15 protein-coding genes are annotated in these 19,140 nt (G+C 70.8%); 11 read left to right on the forward strand and 4 right to left on the reverse strand.

Going from position 1 to position 19,140, the window contains the following annotated elements:
* Positions 1–14: 14 nt before the first annotated feature.
* Together AC3ERS_RS01640 and AC3ERS_RS01645 are read right to left on the reverse strand one after the other, a co-directional pair.
* Positions 15–1,562: a glycerol-3-phosphate dehydrogenase/oxidase gene (locus AC3ERS_RS01640; RefSeq protein WP_431962682.1), complete on the reverse strand. Its 1,548-nt coding sequence runs from the start codon at positions 1,560–1,562 to the stop codon at positions 15–17.
* 14 nt (positions 1,563–1,576) lie between these two features.
* The gene (locus AC3ERS_RS01645) at positions 1,577–2,179 is read right to left on the reverse strand and encodes a TetR/AcrR family transcriptional regulator (protein ID WP_431963567.1); all 603 of its coding nucleotides are present in this window, start codon (positions 2,177–2,179) and stop codon (positions 1,577–1,579) included.
* A gap of 62 nt (positions 2,180–2,241) precedes the next feature.
* On the opposite strand from AC3ERS_RS01645, the gene AC3ERS_RS01650 reads away from it, so the two are divergent.
* Both AC3ERS_RS01650 and AC3ERS_RS01655 read left to right on the forward strand, forming a co-directional pair.
* A complete protein-coding gene (locus tag AC3ERS_RS01650) occupies positions 2,242–3,891 on the forward strand; it encodes an FAD-binding oxidoreductase (RefSeq protein WP_431962684.1) in 1,650 nt (549 codons plus the stop codon).
* Positions 3,891–4,859: a diacylglycerol kinase family protein gene (locus AC3ERS_RS01655; protein WP_431962686.1), complete on the forward strand. Its 969-nt coding sequence runs from the start codon at positions 3,891–3,893 to the stop codon at positions 4,857–4,859. The genes AC3ERS_RS01650 and AC3ERS_RS01655 overlap by 1 nt, the downstream gene beginning before the upstream one ends.
* Before the next feature lie 6 nt (positions 4,860–4,865).
* Here the strand turns inward: AC3ERS_RS01655 and AC3ERS_RS01660 are convergent, their stop codons facing one another.
* Positions 4,866–5,558, reverse strand: a complete 693-nt coding sequence (locus tag AC3ERS_RS01660) for an AAA family ATPase (RefSeq protein WP_431962688.1) — start codon at positions 5,556–5,558, stop codon at positions 4,866–4,868.
* A gap of 115 nt (positions 5,559–5,673) precedes the next feature.
* Positions 5,674–6,264 carry a helix-turn-helix domain-containing protein gene (locus AC3ERS_RS01665; protein ID WP_431962690.1) on the reverse strand — a complete coding sequence of 197 codons (591 nt, stop codon included), beginning with the start codon at positions 6,262–6,264 and terminating at the stop codon, positions 5,674–5,676.
* Positions 6,265–6,509: 245 nt separating this feature from the next.
* Here AC3ERS_RS01665 and AC3ERS_RS01670 point away from each other — a divergent pair, with 245 nt between their 5' ends.
* The 9 genes from AC3ERS_RS01670 to obgE all read left to right on the forward strand — a co-directional run bounded on the left by AC3ERS_RS01670 (position 6,510) and on the right by obgE (position 19,111).
* Positions 6,510–7,544 carry an NAD(P)/FAD-dependent oxidoreductase gene (locus AC3ERS_RS01670; protein ID WP_431962692.1) on the forward strand — a complete coding sequence of 345 codons (1,035 nt, stop codon included), beginning with the start codon at positions 6,510–6,512 and terminating at the stop codon, positions 7,542–7,544.
* A gap of 144 nt (positions 7,545–7,688) precedes the next feature.
* Complete coding sequence (locus AC3ERS_RS01675) at positions 7,689–10,370, forward strand: valine--tRNA ligase (RefSeq protein ID WP_431962694.1); 2,682 nt, start codon at positions 7,689–7,691, stop codon at positions 10,368–10,370.
* Positions 10,367–11,824, forward strand: a complete 1,458-nt coding sequence (gene folC, locus AC3ERS_RS01680; protein WP_431962696.1) for a bifunctional tetrahydrofolate synthase/dihydrofolate synthase — start codon at positions 10,367–10,369, stop codon at positions 11,822–11,824. The genes AC3ERS_RS01675 and folC overlap by 4 nt, the downstream gene beginning before the upstream one ends.
* Positions 11,825–11,872: 48 nt before the next feature.
* The gene (locus AC3ERS_RS01685; protein WP_431962698.1) at positions 11,873–12,310 is read left to right on the forward strand and encodes a DUF4233 domain-containing protein; all 438 of its coding nucleotides are present in this window, start codon (positions 11,873–11,875) and stop codon (positions 12,308–12,310) included.
* Between the two features lie 113 nt (positions 12,311–12,423).
* Entirely contained in the window at positions 12,424–12,840 is a 417-nt protein-coding gene (gene ndk, locus AC3ERS_RS01690) for a nucleoside-diphosphate kinase (RefSeq protein WP_431962700.1), read from the forward strand.
* A 527-nt stretch (positions 12,841–13,367) separates the two neighbouring features.
* A complete protein-coding gene (locus AC3ERS_RS01695; RefSeq protein ID WP_431962701.1) occupies positions 13,368–16,610 on the forward strand; it encodes a translation initiation factor IF-2 N-terminal domain-containing protein in 3,243 nt (1,080 codons plus the stop codon).
* 297 nt (positions 16,611–16,907) lie between these two features.
* The gene (rplU, locus tag AC3ERS_RS01700) at positions 16,908–17,219 is read left to right on the forward strand and encodes a 50S ribosomal protein L21 (protein ID WP_068065454.1); all 312 of its coding nucleotides are present in this window, start codon (positions 16,908–16,910) and stop codon (positions 17,217–17,219) included.
* Between the two features lie 22 nt (positions 17,220–17,241).
* A complete protein-coding gene (gene rpmA / locus AC3ERS_RS01705) occupies positions 17,242–17,508 on the forward strand; it encodes a 50S ribosomal protein L27 (RefSeq protein WP_068065451.1) in 267 nt (88 codons plus the stop codon).
* A gap of 142 nt (positions 17,509–17,650) precedes the next feature.
* Positions 17,651–19,111 (forward strand): GTPase ObgE, encoded by a 1,461-nt coding sequence (gene obgE / locus AC3ERS_RS01710; protein ID WP_431962704.1) that lies wholly within the window; start codon positions 17,651–17,653, stop codon positions 19,109–19,111.
* Positions 19,112–19,140: the final 29 nt, after the last annotated feature.

Below are 19,140 nucleotides of genomic sequence, written 5' to 3' on the forward strand. Positions count from 1 at the left end.
CCGATCGCCGTCGATCAGATCGTGGCGAGCGCCGTGGTGGCCGCGGGCAGAGCTGCGGCGCGGTCCTCCGGAACCAGGCCGATGCGGGTGCGCCGATCGAGCAGGTCGTCGACGTGCAGTGCGCCCTCGTGCGAGAGGGCGAAGGCGAATTCGGCTCCGATGACGTCCATCCCGGGGGCGACCGGCTCGCGCAGGGCCGGGTCGAGGGCGGCGAGGGCGGCGACGGCGGGCGCTTCGCTGCCGTAGCGTTCCACCAGCAGCGGGGCGGCGGCGAGGCGATCTCGTGACGCACCGGAGACCGCGCCGACCAGCGGCAGACGTTTGGTCGGGCAGGGCGCCGCGTCGAGGCGGGCATGGCGCACCGCCGCGTCGACGACGTCCTCGGCCATCCGGCGGTACGTGGTGAGCTTGCCGCCGACGATCGTGATCACGCCGGTCGGCGAGGTCAGCACCGCGTGCCGGCGGGAGATGTCGGCGGTGCTGCCGTCGCCGGTCTTCAGCAGCGGACGCAGGCCCGCGTATCGGCCGCGAATATCGGCGTGGGTCAACGGTTCTCGCAACACGGTGTTGATGGTGTCGAGCAGGAAATCCACCTCGGCCTCGGTGGGCTGCGGTTCGTCGGGCACCGGGCCCGGCGCGTCTTCGTCGGTCAAGCCGAGGTACACCCGCCCGTGCGCGGCGGGGAAGGCGAAGACGAACCGGCTGGTGCTGCCGGGCACCGGCACCGTCAGCGAGGCGCTCAGACCGCCGAACGACTCGGCCGAGAACACCAGGTGGGTGCCCCGGCTCGGACGCAGCTCGATGCTCGAGTCGACCTGATCGGCCCACACGCCGGTGGCGTTGACGACCGCGCGAGCCCGCACGGAAAGCGTCTCGCCGGAAAGGGTGTCGCGCAGCGTGGCCGAATCCCCGGTCACGTCGAGGGCTTCCACCCTGGTGAGGATGGTGGCGCCCTGGGCGGCCGCGGTGCGAGCCAGCGCGACGACGAGCCGCGCGTCGTCCACCAGTTGCCCGTCCCAGGCCTGGAGCCCACCGCGCAGACCCGCCCTGCGCACGGTCGGAGCCAAGCGCAGCGCCTCCGCGGTGGCGACCCGTCGCGACCGCGGCAGGGTCGCGGCCGGGGTGCCCGCGCCGCGCCGCAAGGCATCGCCCGCCACGAAGCCCGCGCGGATCAATGCCTGTTGCGCCGCACCGATATTCGGCAGCAGGGGCACCAGCTGTGGCAACGGACGCACCAGATGCGGTGCGGTGGCGCCGATCAGGATGCCGCGCTCGACCGCGCTCTCGTGCGCGATCCCGATCCGGCCGCCCGCCAGATATCGCAGACCGCCGTGCACCAGCTTCGAACTCCACCGGCTGGTGCCGAACGCCAGGTCGTGCCGTTCCACCAGCACGGTGCGCAGTCCGCGCGCGGCGGCGTCCAGCGCGGCGCCCGCGCCGGTGACGCCGCCGCCGATCACCAGCACGTCGATCTCGCCGCCGTCGCCGAGGGCGCGCAGCTCGCGCGCGCGGCGCTCGGCATCGAGCGCGGAATCCCCTCGGGTCGCCGGATTGTCGGTCATGGCACAGCCTTTCGTCATTCGGGGTCGCCGGGGCGGAGGTAGCCGTCGATGGCGCGGGCCAGTTCGGTGTCCAGCTCGGGGGCGGGCAGCAACCCCGCGACAGTGCCCGCGGATTGCACCGCCGACTGCACGATGAGCAGCATCATGGTGGCCAGCTGGACGGGATCGCCGGGCCGGATGGAGCCGTCGTTCTGGCCGTCCCTGATCCCGGCGGCGAACAGTTCGACGAGGATGCGCTGATTGCGGCCGAGCCTGCCGAAGACATAGGTGAGCATCAGGTCGGTGTCGGTGCGAAAGATCTTGCCGAACAATGGGTTCGAGCGCACCATCCCCGCGCCCTCGACCACGCCCTCGACCAGCCGCGTCCGCGCCGGGCCCGCGTCGGGCATCGCGGCGGTGAGAATGCCGCGCAGTTCGCGAACCAACAGCTCGGCGACCAGCGCGCCGGTGTCGGACCAGCGGCGGTATACGGTCGGCCTGCTGACGCCCGCGCGGCGCGCGACCTCGGTGAGCGTGGTCCGGCGTACCCCGAACTCTTGGACGCAGGCGCGTGCGGCGTCGAAGATCGCCAGGTCGATGGCCGAAAGTTCGGCGTCCGGGTCATCGGTCACGGGAATCACCACCGGGCTGAGTGCGGGACGATAGTTACTGCTTGACAGTATATGTCAAACTGTAACGCATGGTCGAGACGCAGCAGGCAGGCGGGCATTCCGAGCCCGCGGCAAAGCCGGGCGCACACGCGCGGGTACCGAGTATGGTGTGGGACGCCTGGGGTATCCCGGCCGGACACAAGCCGCTTTCGGCGCAGATCCGCGGTCTGCTCGCGCAGGTCTTCGGAGTGTCCGGCGAACCGGTGGCGCGCCGCGATGAGGGTGATGTGCCACTCCGCGCGTCGGCGTTGACGCCGGCGCAGCGGGACGGGTTGGTCGCGGTGGTCGGTGCGGACAATGTGTCGGCCGACCATCACGATCGACTGCGGCACGCGGGCGGCAAGAGCACCCTCGATCTGCTGCGCCGCCGCGCCGAGGGCCCGCAGGACGCCCCCGACGCCATCGTCTTTCCCGCCGACCACGAGCAGGTGCTCGCGGTACTGGCCTACTGCGCCGAGCACGGAATCGCGGTGGTGCCCTTCGGCGGTGGCACCAGCGTGGTCGGCGGCGTGGATCCGGTGCGCGGGCAATTCGACACCGTCATCGCCCTCGACCTGCGCCGCATCGACGGGATCAGCGATGTCGACCCGGTGAGCGGCACGGCGACCCTCGGCGCGGGCCTCACCGGACCGCGGGCCGAGGAACTGCTCGCCGCGCAAGGACTTTCGCTCGGCCACTTCCCGCAGAGCTTCGAATTCGCCAGCATCGGCGGCTTCGCGGCCACCAGATCCTCCGGCCAGGCCTCGGCGGGATACGGCCGGTTCGACGACATGGTGCAGCGACTCAGGATCGCGACGCCGACCGGCTCGCTGGAGTTGGGGCGCGCGCCCGCCTCCGCCGCAGGGCCGGACCTGCGCGAGCTGTTCGTCGGCTCGGAGGGCGCGCTCGGCGTGATCACGGAGGTCACGCTGCGCGTGCATCCGCTCCCGGAAACCACCGCCTACCAGGCGTGGTCGTTCCCCGACTTCGCCACCGGCGCGGCCGCGCTGCGCGCCGTGGTGCAGGCGGGCGCGGCTCCGACGGTGCTCCGGCTCTCCGACGAGGCCGAGACCGGACTGAACCTGGCCCGCTCGGGTGACGTCGGCGGCCAGGCGGTGTCGGGCTGCCTGGCCATCACCACCTTCGAGGGCAGCGCGGAGCACGTCGCGTCGCGCTCGGCCGAGGCGACCGCGTTGCTGGCGGCTTCGGGCGGCACCGCGCTCGGCGAGCAGGCGGCCCGCGAATGGGAGCACGGCCGGTTCGCCGCGCCCTACATGCGTGACGCGCTGCTCGATGTCGGGGTGCTGTGCGAGACATTGGAGACCGCGACGACCTGGTCCAATATCGCCGAGCTGAAGGCGAAGACGACCGCGGCGCTGACCGATTCGCTCGGCGCGCAGGGCACGCCCGCACTGGTGATGTGCCACATCTCGCACACCTATCCGACCGGCGCTTCGCTGTACTTCACCGTCGTCGCCAAGCAACTCGACGACCCGATCGCGCAGTGGCAGACCGCCAAACGCGCGGTGGGCGACGCGATCATGGCCGCGGGCGGCACGATCACCCACCACCACGCGGTCGGCGCCGACCACCGGCCCTGGTTGCCCACCGAGGTCGGTGAGCTCGGCATCCGGGTGCTGCGCGCGGTGAAACGGGAATTGGACCCCGCGGGCATCATGAACCCTGGGAAACTGATCTGATGAGCCGCGAGGCGTCGAGCAGCATCCGCTCCGCACTGGTCGTCACGAACCGGTTGTCCGGCGCGGGCAAAGGACACGACACCGCGACGGTGGCCATCGCACGGCTCGCCGAGCGCGGCGTCGAGGTCACCGAGATCCGCGCGCCTTCGGCCGCCGAATCCGTTCGGCTGGTCCGTGATTCGCTGGCGAATCCGGATCCGGCCGCTCGCCCCGACGCGGTGGTGTGCGTCGGCGGCGACGGCCTGATCTGTGTGATTCTCGAGGCCGTCGCGCAGACCGGCGTGCCGCTCGGCTTGGTGCCGAGCGGCACGGGCAACGATCTGGCGCGGGCGCTCGGCGTCCCCACCGACGACCCGGCGGCCGCGGTCGACGTGGTGCTCGCGGGGCGCACCGCGGTGATGGACCTCGGCCGGATCGAGTCGGACGCACCGGATGCCACCCCGATGTGGTTCGCGACCGTCACGGGCACCGGTTTCGACGCGCGGGTGACGTTGCGCGCGAACGACATGCGCTGGCCCAAGGGCAGGCTCCGCTACACCGTCGCGGCGCTGGCCGAGATCACCGGTGGTTTCACCGTGCCCTATCGGATCGCACTGTCCGGCATCGCCGAAGGCGCGGTGGACAATCCGCCGGGCGACGGCGTGATCGAGACCGACGCGGTGATGGTCGCGGTGGGCAACACCCGCACCTATGGCGGCGGCATGTTGATCTGCCCCGACGCCGAGATGGACGACGGGCTGCTCGATCTCACGGTGGTCGGCGCAGTGTCGCGACTGGAGATGCTGCGCTTGCTGCCCGCGCTGTCGGCGGGCAAGCGCATCGATCATCCGGCCGTCGCGCAATATCGCGCCGCCGCGGTCACTCTCACCGCACCGGGCGCGCCCGCCACCGCGGACGGCGAACCGGCCGGGATGTTGCCCATCACGTTGCGCGCGGTGCCCGCGGCGCTGACGGTCCTGGTGCCCTGAGCGCGCTCACCCGTCGAACGCGACGCGGGACAGGCGATTGACGGTGGAACGGTCCACGATGACGACGGAGGAGGACGGAGCGGGCGCGGCGCGGTCGCCGGTGTCGAGCTCGCGGATCAAGCGGTCCCAGCGGCGGCAGTGCAGGGTGAAGAACATCCCGTTGATGCGGCGGCCGCGGGCATACTGTCCGGCCCTGGCCACCGTCGCAGGCACGTCGAGCATGATTACGTGCAGGTCCCTGCGGTAGCCGGCCGCCCAGCGCGCGATCATCCTGCGGCTCCAGCCGAAGGTGCCGCAGTCGTGGATCACCACCGGGCCGTCGGCGTCGCGCAGCGCCGCCCGGATGCTCGCGTAGTGCACGACGTGCACGACCGGACGCCACAGCGGATAGGGGAGCCAGCCGAGCCGGTGCCGCCAGCGGTTCCGCGCGTGCTGCGAATCCAGGACGATCGAACCGGACGGCCCGCTGAGCGGCGTCTCGGCCGTGGCGTCCGCGCCGAAGAACCTCCGCAACGCCGTGCTCTTGCCCGCGCCCGGCACTCCGGCGAAGATCAGTGCCGCCGTTGGGGGGTAACGCAATTCGTCGACCGTCTGGCCGCGCATGTCGTGCACGCCGACCGGCGTCACCGTGCAGGCGGCGGCCAGCGGGAAGCGCGGCTCGGGGGAGTACAGGGGTAGAGCATCGAGCGGGGGGTTCACCCCTTCCAGACTCCCTAGTCCGGTCCGATTCGGCAACCGGGAAAACCCTGAGATTCCAGCGGCGAATGGATGATTCGTCGCCGACCGGCCGGCTTTCCCGGCGCGCCCTGGCAACTCACCGCGCGCTGCGGCGCGGCCTCGCTCGCACATGCATGCGCTCGCCCTGGCTGCCGAACAGACTCAGGATCTCGACCGGACCGCGCCCGGCGCTGCCGAACCAATGCGGTTGCCGTGTATCGAATTCCGCGGTCTCGCCGGGGCCCATGATCAGGTCGTGTTCGCCGAGGATCAACCGCAGCCTGCCGGAGAGCACGTACAACCATTCGTAACCCTCGTGCACGCGGGGATCGGGGTCCTTGCGCTCGGGCGGGAGGATCATCTTGAACGCTTGCAGCGGGCCGGGGCGTGCGGTCAGCGGCAGCACGGTGTATCCGTCGACCTGCCGCGGTGTGGCGTGCACGCGCGGGTCCGCGATCTTGGGCGCCGCCACGAGCTCGTCCAGCGGCACCTGCAACGCCATCGCGATGGGCAGCAGCAACTCCAGGCTCGCCTTGCGCTGCCCGGATTCCAGCCGCGACAGCGTGCTCTTGGAGATGCCGGTGGTCGCCGACAGCGCCGTCAGGGTGAGGGAGCGGTGGGTGCGCAGCGCCTTCAGCCTGGGGCCGATGTCGGCGAGCGCCCGCATGATGCCCGGTTGGTCATACATGTCCCCAGTGCACGCCCCTTTCCCGGAAACGGCAAATTTCGTTGCCGGTATCGGGCCACGACCGGCAGCCTGAACGCGGAGGTGATCGCGCATGAGTGAACGGAGACAACGAATCATGTGCCAGCGCGCTTCGCGCATGCCGGAGCCGAGCGTCTGCGAGGTGGAGGCATGAGCGAACGGAGTGAGCGAATCATGTGCCAGCGCGCTTCGCGCATGCCGGAGCCGAGCGTCAGCGAGGTGGAGGCATGAGCGAACAGAACACGGAGCGGGCGACCTATGACGTGGTCGTCGTCGGCGGCGGCGCGGCGGGGCTGTCGGCGGCGCTGGTGTTGAGCAGGGCGCGGCGGCGAGTCGCGGTGGTCAAGGGCGGCGCGCCGCGCAACGCGCCCGCCCAGCACATGCACGGCTTCCTGTCCCGGGACGGCCTGCCGCCCGCCGAGTTGCTGGCGACCGGCGCCGCCGAGGTGGCTGGATACGGTGGCGAGCTGCTCGACGACGACGACGTCACCGGCGCCGAAAGAAACCGTGACACCGGCGAATTCACGCTCCACCTCGCGTCGGGCGGACAGCTGACGGCCCGCCGCGTGCTCATCGCCACCGGACTGCGCGACGTGCTGCCCGACCTGCCCGGTGTGCGCGAGCGCTGGGGCGCGGACGTCCTGCACTGCCCGTACTGCCACGGCTACGAGGTGCGCGATCGACCGCTCGGCGTGCTCGGCGGCACCGAACCCGGTGCGGTGGCCAGGGCCGTGCACGTCGCGCTGCTGCTGCCGCAGTGGTCGGCCGACGTGACGTTCTTCCCGCACACGATGGAGCCAAGCCGCGACGAGCTGGATCGGCTCGCCGCGCGAGGCGTGCGCGTCGTGACCGGCGAGGTCGCGCGGTTGGCGGTCGAGGACGGCAGGCTGCGCGGTGTGGAGCTGGCCGACGGACGCGCGGTGCCGCGGTCCGCGGTGTTCGTCGCGCCGACGTTCGTGCCCAACGGCGACGTGCTGACCGCGCTCGGGTGCGAGACGGGCCCGGACGGCTGGGTCGTCACCGACGCGCGCGGGCGGACCAGCGTGCCCGGGGTCTGGGCGGCGGGCAATGTCGCCGACCCGGGCGCCCAGGTGATCTCCGCCGCGGGCGCGGGATCGGCGGCCGCCATCGCGATCAACGGCGACCTGGTCGAACAGGAGTCGGCGCCGCGCGTCCTGGCGGATGCGGCGGACCCGGTGATGACGTCGGCGGAAGCTGAGAATTACTTGTGTATTCAGGGTCGCCCTCTGGATCGCCGGTAAGCTGTGAGGCGTAGGCGGAGTGTTCGGTGTCCCTCATCCACCGAAGGCTCCGCCTCCTTTCGTTTCCGCACCCCGGTCGCGCCGTGGAGCGCGGGCTGCGGGGAGGCGGCGAGGCCATGTCGAGCCAACCCCTAGAATCACGGAGTGACCAGCGCAGCCCCTGACAACTCGCGTAATCGTGCCGATGCCCTCCCCAAGAGCTGGGACCCCAGCGTCGTGGAGACCGAGACGTACGAGCGCTGGGTAGCGGCTGGGTACTTCCAGGCCGACACCGCGAGCGGCAAGCCCGCGTACTCCATCGTGCTGCCGCCGCCGAATGTCACCGGCACCCTGCACATGGGCCACGCCCTCGACCACACCCTGATGGACACCCTCGCCCGCCGCAAGCGGATGCAGGGCTACGAGGTGCTGTGGCTACCCGGCATGGACCACGCGGGCATCGCGACCCAGACCGTGGTGGAGAAGCAACTCGCCGTCGACGGCAAGACCAAGGAAGACTTCGGCCGCGAACTGTTCGTCGAGAAGGTCTGGGACTGGAAGCGCGAGTCCGGCGGCGCCATCCAGTGGCAGATGCGCGCCCTCGGCGACGGCATCGACTGGAGCCGCGACCGCTTCACCATGGACGAGGGCCTCTCGCGGGCCGTGCAGACCATCTTCAAGCGCCTCTACGACGCGGGCCTCATCTACCGCGCCGAGCGCCTGGTGAACTGGTCGCCCGAGCTGCGCACCGCCATCTCCGACATCGAGGTCAAGCACGAGGAAGTCGCGGGCGAGCTGATCTCGCTGCGCTACGGCTCGTTGAACGACGACGAACCGCACGTCATCGTGGCGACCACCCGGGTGGAGACGATGCTCGGCGACACCGCGGTCGCGGTGCACCCGGAGGACCCGCGCTACCAGGCGCTGATCGGCTCCACCCTGGAGCACCCGATCACCGGCCGCCAGATCCCGATCGTGGCCGACGACTACGTCGACCCCGAGTTCGGCTCCGGCGCCGTGAAGATCACGCCCGCGCACGACCCGAACGACTTCGAGATCGGCCTGCGGCACAACCTGCCGATGCCGACGATCATGGACGAGCGCGGCCGGATCGCGAACACCGGAACCGAACTCGACGGGATGGACCGTTTCGAGGCCCGCGTCAAGGTCCGCGAGCGGCTCGCCGCGGAAGGTCGTGTCGTCGCGGAGAAGCGTCCGTACCTGCACAGCGTCGGCCATTCCGAGCGCACCGGCGAGCCCATCGAGCCCAGGCTCTCCATGCAGTGGTGGGTCAAGGTGGAGTCGCTGGCCAAGGCCGCGGGCGACGCGGTCCGCAACGGGGACACCGTCATCCACCCGGCCAGCCAGGAGCCGCGCTGGTTCGAGTGGGTCGACAACATGCACGACTGGACCATCTCGCGTCAGCTGTGGTGGGGCCACCGTATCCCGATCTGGTACGGCCCCGAGGGCGAAGTGATCTGCGTCGGCCCGGACGAGACCGCCCCCGAAGGCTGGGTGCAGGACCCGGACGTGCTCGATACCTGGTTCTCCTCCGGCCTGTGGCCGTTCTCCACGATGGGCTGGCCCGACGCGACGCCGGAGCTGGCGAAGTTCTATCCGACCAGCGTGCTGGTCACCGGCTACGACATCCTCTTCTTCTGGGTGGCCAGAATGATGATGTTCGGCATGTTCGTCTCCGAGGATCCGGCCATCGTCGCGGGCAAGACCTCCGGCGCGGTGCAGGTGCCGTTCAAGGACGTCTTCCTGCACGGCCTGATCCGCGACCAGTTCGGCAAGAAGATGTCGAAGTCGCGCGGCAACGGCATCGACCCGCTGGACTGGATCAAGGGCTATGGCGCGGACGCGCTGCGCTTCACCTTGGCTCGCGGCGCCCAGCCCGGCGGCGACCTGTCCGTCGGCGAGCCGCACGCGCTGGCCTCGCGCAGCTTCGTCACCAAGCTGTTCAACGCCACCAAGTTCGCGCTCATGAACGGCGCCGAGCCCGGTGCGCTTCCCGACCGCGCGGCGCTCACCGACGCCGACCGCTGGATCCTGGATCGCCTGGATCAGGTTCTGGCCGAGGTGGATTCGGCCTTCGACGCCTACGAGTTCGGCAAGGCGTGCGAGGCGCTGTACCACTTCGCCTGGGACGAGCTGTGCGACTGGTACCTGGAGCTGGCCAAGGTGCAGTTCGCCGAATCCGAGGAGCGGGCGGCCACGACCAGGATCGTGCTCGGCAACGTGCTGGACTCGGTGCTGCGGCTGCTGCACCCGGTGATCCCGTTCGTCACCGAGGAGCTGTGGCAGGCGCTCACCGGCGGCGAGTCCGTGGTGATCGCGGCCTGGCCGCAGGTCAGCGGGATCGCCGCCGACACCGGTGCGGCACAGCGTGTTTCGGACGCTCAGCGGTTGATCACCGAGATCCGCCGGTTCCGCAGCGATCAGGGCCTGGCCGACAAGCAGAAGGTGGCGGCCAAGCTGATCGGCCTGGAGCAGGCCGACCTCACCGGGCTGGAGCCGTCGGTCGCCAACCTGGCCCGGCTCACCGCGCCCGGCGCCGCGTTCGCCGCCACCGCCTCGGTGGAGGTGCGGCTGAGCGGCGCGACGGTGACCGTCGAACTGGACACCTCGGGCGCGGTCGACCTGGACGCCGAACGCCGCCGCCTGGAGAAGGACCTGGCCGCCGCGGAGAAGGAGCTGGCGGGCACCGAGGCCAAGCTCGGTAACGAGGCGTTCCTGGCCAAGGCCCCGGAACCGGTGGTGGCCAAGATCAAGAACCGTCGCGATGTCGCCGCCGCCGAGGTGGACCGCATCGGGGCGCGGCTCGCGGAACTGGCAGTCAAATGAACGACGAGCCGGAGCGGCAGTACCGCGATGACAGCGGCGGCACCCGGCTCGGGTCGGGGCCATCGCCGGTGGAGCTCGCCGAGATGGCGCTGGTCGAGGCGGAACTCGACCAGCGCTGGCCGGAGACCAAGATCGAGCCCTCGCTCACCCGCATCGCCACCCTGATGGATCTGCTCGGCTCCCCGCAGCAGAGCTATCCGGCGATCCACATCGCGGGCACCAACGGCAAGACCTCGGTCACCCGCATGATCGACGCCCTGCTCACCGCGCTGCACCGGCGGACAGGCCGCATCACCAGCCCGCACCTGCAACTGGCCACCGAGCGGATCAGCATCGACAACGCGCCGATCAGCCCGGCCAAGTACGTCGAGACCTACCGCGAGCTACAGCCCTGCGTCGAGATGATCGACGCGCAGTCCGCCGCGGCCGGCGGTCCGGCGATGAGCAAGTTCGAGGTGCTCACCGGCATGGCCTACGCCGCGTTCGCGGAGGCCCCTGTCGACGTGGCGATCGTGGAGACCGGCATGGGCGGCACCTGGGACGCCACCAATGTGATCGACGGCCAAGTCGCGGTGATCACCCCGATCGGACTGGACCACGTCGACTACCTCGGCCCCGACCTCGCCGCCATCGCGGGGGAGAAGGCCGGAATCATCAAACGCGCTCCGGAGAGCCTGGTCCCGCGCGACAACGTCGCGGTGATCGCGCAGCAGGAGCCCGAGGCGATGGAGGTGCTGCTGCGCCGGGCCGTCGAGGTGGACGCCGCGGTGGCCCGTGAGGGCGCGGAGTTCCGGGTGCTGGCGCGTCGCGTCGCCGTCGGCGGTCAGCAGCTCGAGTTGCAGGGTCTCGGCGGGGTGTACGACGAGATCTTCCTGCCGCTGCACGGTGAGCACCAGGCCCGCAACGCGGTGCTCGCGCTGGCCGCGGTCGAGGCGTTCTTCGGCGCGGGCTCGGAGCGTCAGCTCGACATCGACGCCGTGCGCGCCGGGTTCGCTTCGGTCACCAGCCCAGGCCGTATGGAGCGGATGCGCAGCGCGCCGACCATCTTCATCGACGCCGCGCACAACCCGGCGGGCGCGCGAGCGCTCGCCGCCACCCTCGGCGAGGAGTTCGACTTCCGCAAGCTGGTCGGCGTCGTCGCCGTGCTCGGCGACAAGGACGCCGCGGGCATTCTCGAGGCGCTGGAGCCGGTGTTCGACGAGATCGTCGTCACCACCAACGGTTCGCCGCGCGCCATGGACATCGACAGCCTGGCGAATCTGGCGGTGCAGCGGTTCGGCGACGAACGCGTGGTCACCGCCGACACGCTGCCCGACGCGCTGGAGACCGCGATCGCCATCGCCGAGGAGGTCGGCGACCCGGTCGAAGCCGTCTCGGGCGCAGGCGTCGTCGTCACCGGCTCGGTGGTCACCGCGGGCGCGGCCCGGGCACTGTTCGGAAAGGACCCCGCGTGAACGGGGAATCCAGCATGCGACATCCACGAAGGGGCCGGTGAGCACGGCATGAGTGAGCCCAGCGAGCGCCGCGAGGACGCGGCCGCCGCCGAGCAACCCGGCACGAGCGCGGCCGCCGCGCCCGATCCGTGGAAGGGCCTGCGCGGCGTCATGGCGGGCACGCTGATCCTGGAGTCCATCGTGGTGCTGCTCGCGCTGCCGGTGGTCGCCGACGTCGGCGGTGGCGTCAGCTGGTTGTCCGGCAGCTACCTGGTGATTCTCGCGCTGCTGATGATTCTCGGCGCGGGCCTGCAACGCCGGTCCTGGGCGCTGCCGTTCAACCTCGGCCTCCAGGTCCTGGTGATCCTCGGTGTGTTCATCCACCTGTCCATCGGCATCATCGGCGTGCTCTTCGCGGCCGTCTGGGCGTTCATCCTGATACTGCGCTCCGAGGTCAAGCGACGGATGGACCAGGGGCTGCTGCCCAGTCAGCGGATGAACCGGTAGCGATCCGGAATCGGCTGCGAATTCGTCGAGCCGACGCGGATCGAACGCGGCCGGGAGCATCGCGGCCGATGCTGGTTCGGTAGTGGGCGGCGGGGTCAATTAGGCTGTGCGCCGTGACTGAGCAGACGTTGGTACTCATCAAGCCGGACGGCGTGGCCCGTGGCCTGGTCGGCGAGGTGCTGGCCCGTATCGAGCGCAAGGGCCTGAAGATCGTGGCCCTGGAGCTGAAGCAGGTGTCCGGGGAACTGGCCGGGGAGCACTACGCCGAGCATGCCGAGAAGCCGTTCTTCGGCTCCTTGATCGAGTTCATCACCTCCGGCCCGGTCGTGGCCGCAGTCCTGGAGGGCCCGCGCGCCATCGCCGCGTTCCGGCAGATCGCCGGCGGCACCGACCCCGTGGAGAAGGCCGTGCCGGGCAGCATCCGTGGCGACTTCGCCCTCGAGACCCAGTACAACCTCGTGCACGGCTCGGACTCCCCGGAGTCGGCCAAGCGCGAGATCGGGCTCTGGTTCCCCGAGTTCCCCGCCTGAGTTCCACCGCACACTCGCCGCGCCGCACCGGCGCGGCAAGACCCGCGCGGGCTCGCGCATCACATCATCCCTTGTCACGCCGGGTCGTGCCGATGCGGCAAACCCGGGGCATCGGGCCGCTCACGCGCCGATGGCGAACCATGGGCGCACGATGTGGGATACTGGCAGTGGTCGTCAACGACACCGACAGTTCGCGCAGGTACGCGAATGGTCGGTTGCGATGACGACCGGATGACACCGCGGTTCGATGCCGATCATCGCTGCCACGGACAATCGCGCCCGGTTGCTGAGGGTGTGGCGGTCCGCGCAGGCACGCTGGATGAGCGCTCGTTTCCGCGGAGTTCAGCCAACAGCCAGGCGCCGCGTGACCAGTTAGCCCGAAGACGAAGAACCAGGTGACAACCGGGCACGCGGGGCGAGACCACAGGACCTCGCGTCGACGGCGTGAGGTGTACGGACAGCGTCCCCCGCGTTGGCCGCGTCACTCCGTACCGGGAGGGACGCGCCCGGGGGCCCGAGGAGACTTCGTGGCCGATCAAGAGCCGCTGGAAACAACATCACAGGATGCCGATCAATTGCCGGAGCGAATCCGAGTTCACGCGCTTGCCAAGCGGCTGGGAGTGACGAGCAAGCGCATCCTGGCCAAACTCACCGAGCTGGGTGCCGACGCGCGCAGCGCGCAATCCAACGTCGACCGGGCGGTCGCGGAGTCGGTGCGCGACGCGCTCGGCGCCGCCGAACCCGATGCGGCGACTCCCCCCGCGACAGCCGAACCGCCTACCGCCGAGCCCGAGGCGGCGGAGGCGGCAGCGCCGGAGCCCGAGAAGCCCGAGGCCGCACAGCCGAGCGGGCTGCTCTTCTCCGCCCCGGATCCGGTGCACACGGGACTATCGACGGCGAGCGCCGAGCCGACGCAGCTGTTCACCCACGCCGAACCCGGCGAGCCGCAGGTCGCGGCGCCGTCGGTCTTCGAGGCGCCCTCCATCGCTGCGCCGCTGTTCCTGTCGCCCGACGCGGCGGCCGCCGAGCAGATGCGCAAGCAGCGCCGTGCCGAGCGCGAGGCCAAGCGCGCCGAGGAGGCCGCCACTCAGGAGGTCGTCGCGCAGGAGGTCGTCGAGGAGGAACCCGAGACCACCGAGGACGAGCAGGACAGCGCCGAGCAGCATGGCGACGGTGAAGGCCAGCCGCGCCGTCGCCGACGTGGCAGGCGCGGTCGCGGCCGTGGCCGCGGCGAGCAGCACGGCGACTCCGACACCGAGGGCGACGAGGGCGATCAGTCCGAGTCCGACACCGAGGACGAGTCCGCCGCCGAGACCGCCGAGGGCGCGGAAGCCGCCGAGGCGACCGAAGAGGGCGACGCCGACAGCGAGACCGAGGACGCGGTGCCCGAGGGCGCGAGCCGTCGTCGCCGTCGTCGCCGCCGCCGCAAGGTCGGCGGTGAGGGCGAAGCCGAGCCCGCCGACGACGACCCGCCGAACACTGTCGTGCACGAGCGCGAGCCGCGCGCCAAGAGCCGCGGCCGGGCCGCCTCGGACGAGGTGCAGGGCATCACCGGCTCCACCCGCCTCGAGGCGAAGCGTCAGCGTCGCCGCGACGGTCGCGAGGCCGGTCGCCGCCGCCCGCCGATCCTGACCGAGTCGGAGTTCCTGGCCCGCCGCGAGGCGGTGGACAGGGTGATGGTGGTGCGCGAGAAGTCGTTCCCCGAACACCCGGCCGCCACCCAGGTCGCGGTGCTCGAGGACAACATCGTCGTCGAGCACTTCGTCACCAACACCGGCCAGGCCTCCATGGTCGGCAACGTCTACCTCGGCAAGGTGCAGAACGTGCTGCCCAGCATGGAGGCGGCGTTCGTCGACATCGGCCGCGGCCGCAACGGCGTGCTGTACGCGGGCGAGGTGAACTGGGAGGCCGCCGGGCTCGGCGGCAAGGAGCGCAAGATCGAGCAGGCGCTCAAGCCCGGCGATCAGGTGCTCGTCCAGGTGTCCAAGGACCCGGTCGGGCACAAGGGCGCCCGGCTGACCACCCAGATCAGCCTGGCCGGTCGCTTCCTGGTGTACGTGCCCGGCGGCACCTCCACCGGCATCAGCCGCAAGCTGCCCGATACCGAGCGCAAGCGCCTCAAGGAGATCCTGCGCGACATCGTGCCCGCCGACGCGGGCGTGATCATCCGCACCGCCTCCGAGGGCGTCAGCGAGGCCGAGCTGGCCCGCGACGTGGAACGGTTGCAGACCACGTGGCGCTCCATCGAGAAGCAGGCGAACAAGGACGGCGGCGCGCCGAAGACGCTGTACGAGGAGCCCGATCTCCTGGTCAAGGTCATCCGCGACCTGTTCAACGAGGACTTCTCGCGGCTGGTCATCGAGGGCGACCGGGCGTGGAGCACGGTCGAGAGCTACATCCGCACCGTCGCGCCCGACCTGCTCGCGCGGGTCTCCCGGCACGACAACAACGGCGTGGACGTCTTCGAGACCTTCCGCATCGACGAGCAGCTGGCCAAGGCGCTCGATCGCAAGGTGTGGCTGCCCTCCGGCGGCACCCTGGTGATCGACCGCACCGAGGCCATGACCGTCATCGACGTCAACACCGGCAAGTTCACCGGGTCGGGCAACAGCAACCTGGAGGAGACCGTCACCAGGAACAACCTGGAGGCGGCCGAGGAGATCGTGCGCCAGATGCGGCTGCGCGACATCGGCGGCATGATCGTCGTCGACTTCATCGACATGGTGCTCGAGTCGAACCGCGACCTGGTGCTGCGCCGCCTGACCGAGGCGCTCGGCCGGGACCGCACCAGGCACCAGGTGTCCGAGGTGACCTCGCTCGGCCTGGTCCAGATGACCCGTAAGAAGCTGGGCACCGGGCTGGTCGAGGCGTTCTCGACTACCTGCGAGCACTGCCACGGCCGCGGCATCCTGGTGCACACCTACCCGGTGGAGCTCACGCCCGCCGAGGACACCTCGGCCCGTCGCGAGGGCGGCTCGCGTCGTCGGCGCGGCCGGGACAAGAGCGCGGCTCCCGCGGCCGCCACCAACGGCACGCCGCCGCCGAGCGAGGCGGCCGAGGAAGAGGCCGCCGTCAAGCGGGCGCATCCGGTGGCGCTGGCCATGGCCGCGCACAACGCCGATGCCGAGCAGGGCGCGGAGGCAGTCGCCGAGGCCGAGGTCGTCGCGACCGATGCCGATGCGGTGGCGGCGAATGTGGCCGACGCCGTGGCTGCCGCACAGGAGGCGGTTGCCGAGGAGGCCACCGAGGTCGAGCCGTGGGCCGAGGCGGTCGCCGAGGTCGAAGCGGTGACCGAGGAAGCCGTCGCGGTCGTGGCCGAGGAGGCCGTCGCGGAAGCGGTGGTCGCCGAGGAGGCCGAGGTCGAGAAGGTGGCCGAGCAGGTCGCCGAGGCGCTGGAGGAGCAGGTCGAAGCCGTCGTGACGGCGCCGGCGGAGGTCGCTCGGGTTTCGGTGACGGAGGAGCCCGCGCCGTCGGTGCGGGAGGAGGTGGCGGTCGCGGAAGCCGCTGTCGCCGCCGCCGATCGAGCGGTTGCCAACGGTGAACCGGAGCCCCGGCAGGTGCCTCGCCGTCGTCGGGTGGCGCGTTCGGCGGCCGCGCCCGCGGCCGACAGCGCCGGAGCCGTGTTCGTGCTGTCCAGCGCCGACCAGGGCGGCGCGCCCGCGGTCGACTATTCGCAGCAGCCCGAGCCGGTCGAACTGCCGCAGCGTGGGCGTCCGCGCCGCAGGGCCGTCGGCCGTCCCGCAGGCCCGCCGGTCGATTCGCCCAGCTGAGCGAGTGTGGTGATTCGGCCGGTCGGACCCGAGAGGGGCGACCGGCCGAATCCGTTCGGGCGTCGGACAGCTCGGTGAAATCCGCGCGTGACCGGGTTGCCGAGCGGGTGCCAGCCGCCGAATTGGGTCGTAGACCGGGGGTCTGGTAGCCTTGGACGGTCGCTGCCTGGCGATGCGCCCGAAGCTGCTTGACGCAGCGAGGTATGCGCCCCGTGCGGCAACCAGCCAAGACAATTCACGTCGCGACCTGTGGCGTGAATGAAGCACGAGAAGACATCGAGTGGAGGAAGCCGACCGATGGCAACGTACGCGATCGTCAAGACCGGCGGAAAGCAGTACAAGGTCGCGGTCGGTGACCTGGTGAAGGTCGAAAAGATCGAGGGTGCGCCGGGTTCCGCCGTCGAGCTCTCGCCCGTCCTCGTGGTGGACGGCGCCGAACTGACCACCGACGCGGCCAAGCTGGCCGAGCGTTCGGTGACCGCGGAGCTGGTCGAGCAGACCAAGGGCCCCAAGATCCGCATTCACAAGTTCAAGAACAAGACCGGCTACCACAAGCGCCAGGGTCACCGTCAGCCGCTGACGGTCCTGAAGGTCACCGGCATCAAGTAAGACATCCCGAGGAGACTCAGCTATGGCACACAAGAAGGGCGCGTCCAGCTCCCGGAACGGACGCGATTCCAACGCCCAGCGACTCGGCGTCAAGCGCTTCGGCGGCCAGACCGTCAAGGCAGGCGAGATCCTGGTGCGTCAGCGTGGCACCCACTTCCACCCCGGCGTGAACGTCGGTCGTGGCGGTGACGACACCCTGTTCGCCCTCGAGGCGGGCGCGGTCCAGTTCGGCACCAAGCGTGGCCGCAAAACCGTCAACATCGTCGTCCCGGAGCCGGTTCAGGCCTGACCGCCTAGCCGATCCAGACAAAGCCGAGCGGGTCAGGGTACGTCACCCTGACCCGCTTTTCGCGTTCTCATGGCGGCGAGCGCCGAAGAATCCGCGCGAGCCCTCGAAGAACGACCAGCCCAGAAGGAGGATGATTCGACCCATGTCGAAATTCATCGACCGTGTCGTGCTGTACGTGCGTGCCGGAAAGGGCGGTCATGGGTGCGCGTCGGTGCACCGCGAGAAGTTCAAGCCGCTCGGCGGACCGGACGGCGGCAATGGCGGCAACGGCGGCGACGTCGTCCTCGAGGTCGACGGCAACGTGCACACCCTGCTGGACTTCCACTTCCACCCGCACGCCAAGGCTGGTAACGGCAAGCCCGGCGAGGGCGGCAACCGGGACGGCAAGACCGGCGGCGACCTCTTGTTGAAGGTGCCGGACGGCACCGTCGTGCTGGGCAAGGACGGCGAGATCCTGGCCGACCTGGTCGGCGTGGGCAACCGTTACATCGCCGCCCGCGGCGGACGCGGCGGTCTCGGCAACGCGTCGCTGGCGTCGAAGGCGCGCAAGGCGCCCGGTTTCGCGCTGCTCGGCGAGGACGGCGAGGAGCTCGATCTCGTCCTGGAACTGAAGTCGGTCGCCGACGTCGGTCTGGTCGGCTTTCCGTCGGCGGGCAAGTCCTCGCTGGTCTCGGTGCTCTCCGCGGCCAAGCCGAAGATCGCCGACTACCCGTTCACCACGCTCGTTCCGAACCTCGGCGTGGTGGCCAGCGGCGACACCACCTTCACCATCGCCGACGTGCCCGGCCTGATCCCCGGCGCCAGTGAGGGCCGCGGTCTCGGCCTGGACTTCCTGCGCCACCTGGAGCGCTGCGCGGTACTCGCGCACGTCGTCGACTGCGCGACCCTCGAACCGGGCCGCGACCCCGTCTCCGACGTCGACGCGCTCGAGGCCGAGCTGGCCGCGTACAAGCCCGCGCTCGCCGCCGACGCCGGTCTCGGTGATCTGGCCGATCGCCCCCGCGTGGTGATCCTGAACAAGACCGACGTCCCCGACGCCGCCGAGCTGGCCGAGATGGTGACGGCCGAGTTCACCGAGCGCGGCTGGCCGGTCTTCGAGATCTCCGCCGTGAGCCGAGCGGGCTTGCGCCCCTTGACCTTCGCGCTCGCCGACCTGGTGCGCGAATACCGCGAGGCGCACCCGAAGGCCGCGCCGAAGCGTCCGGTGATCCGGCCGATCGCGGTGGACGAGTCCGGCTTCAGCGTGATCGCCGATCCGGAGGAGCCGGGCGGCTTCATCGTGCGCGGCACGCGCCCGGAGCGCTGGGTGCGGCAGACCCAGTTCGACAACGACGAGGCCGTCGGCTACCTGGCCGACCGGCTGGCCCGCCTCGGCGTCGAGGACGAGCTGGTGCGCCTCGGCGCCGAACCGGGCGCCCCGGTCACCATCGGCGACGTCAGCTTCGACTGGGAGCCGCAGATCTCGGCGGGTATCGATCGCGTGCCGACCGGTCGCGGCACCGATGTTCGTTTGGAGCAGAGCGACCGGGTCGGCGCCGCCGAGCGCAAGCACGCCTCGCGGGTGCGCCGCGGCCTGGTCACGGAGGACGAGGACCGGTCGTGAAAAGCGCCGCCGCCGAACGGTTTCTACCG

The organism is Nocardia sp. bgisy134 (genome assembly GCF_057708325.1).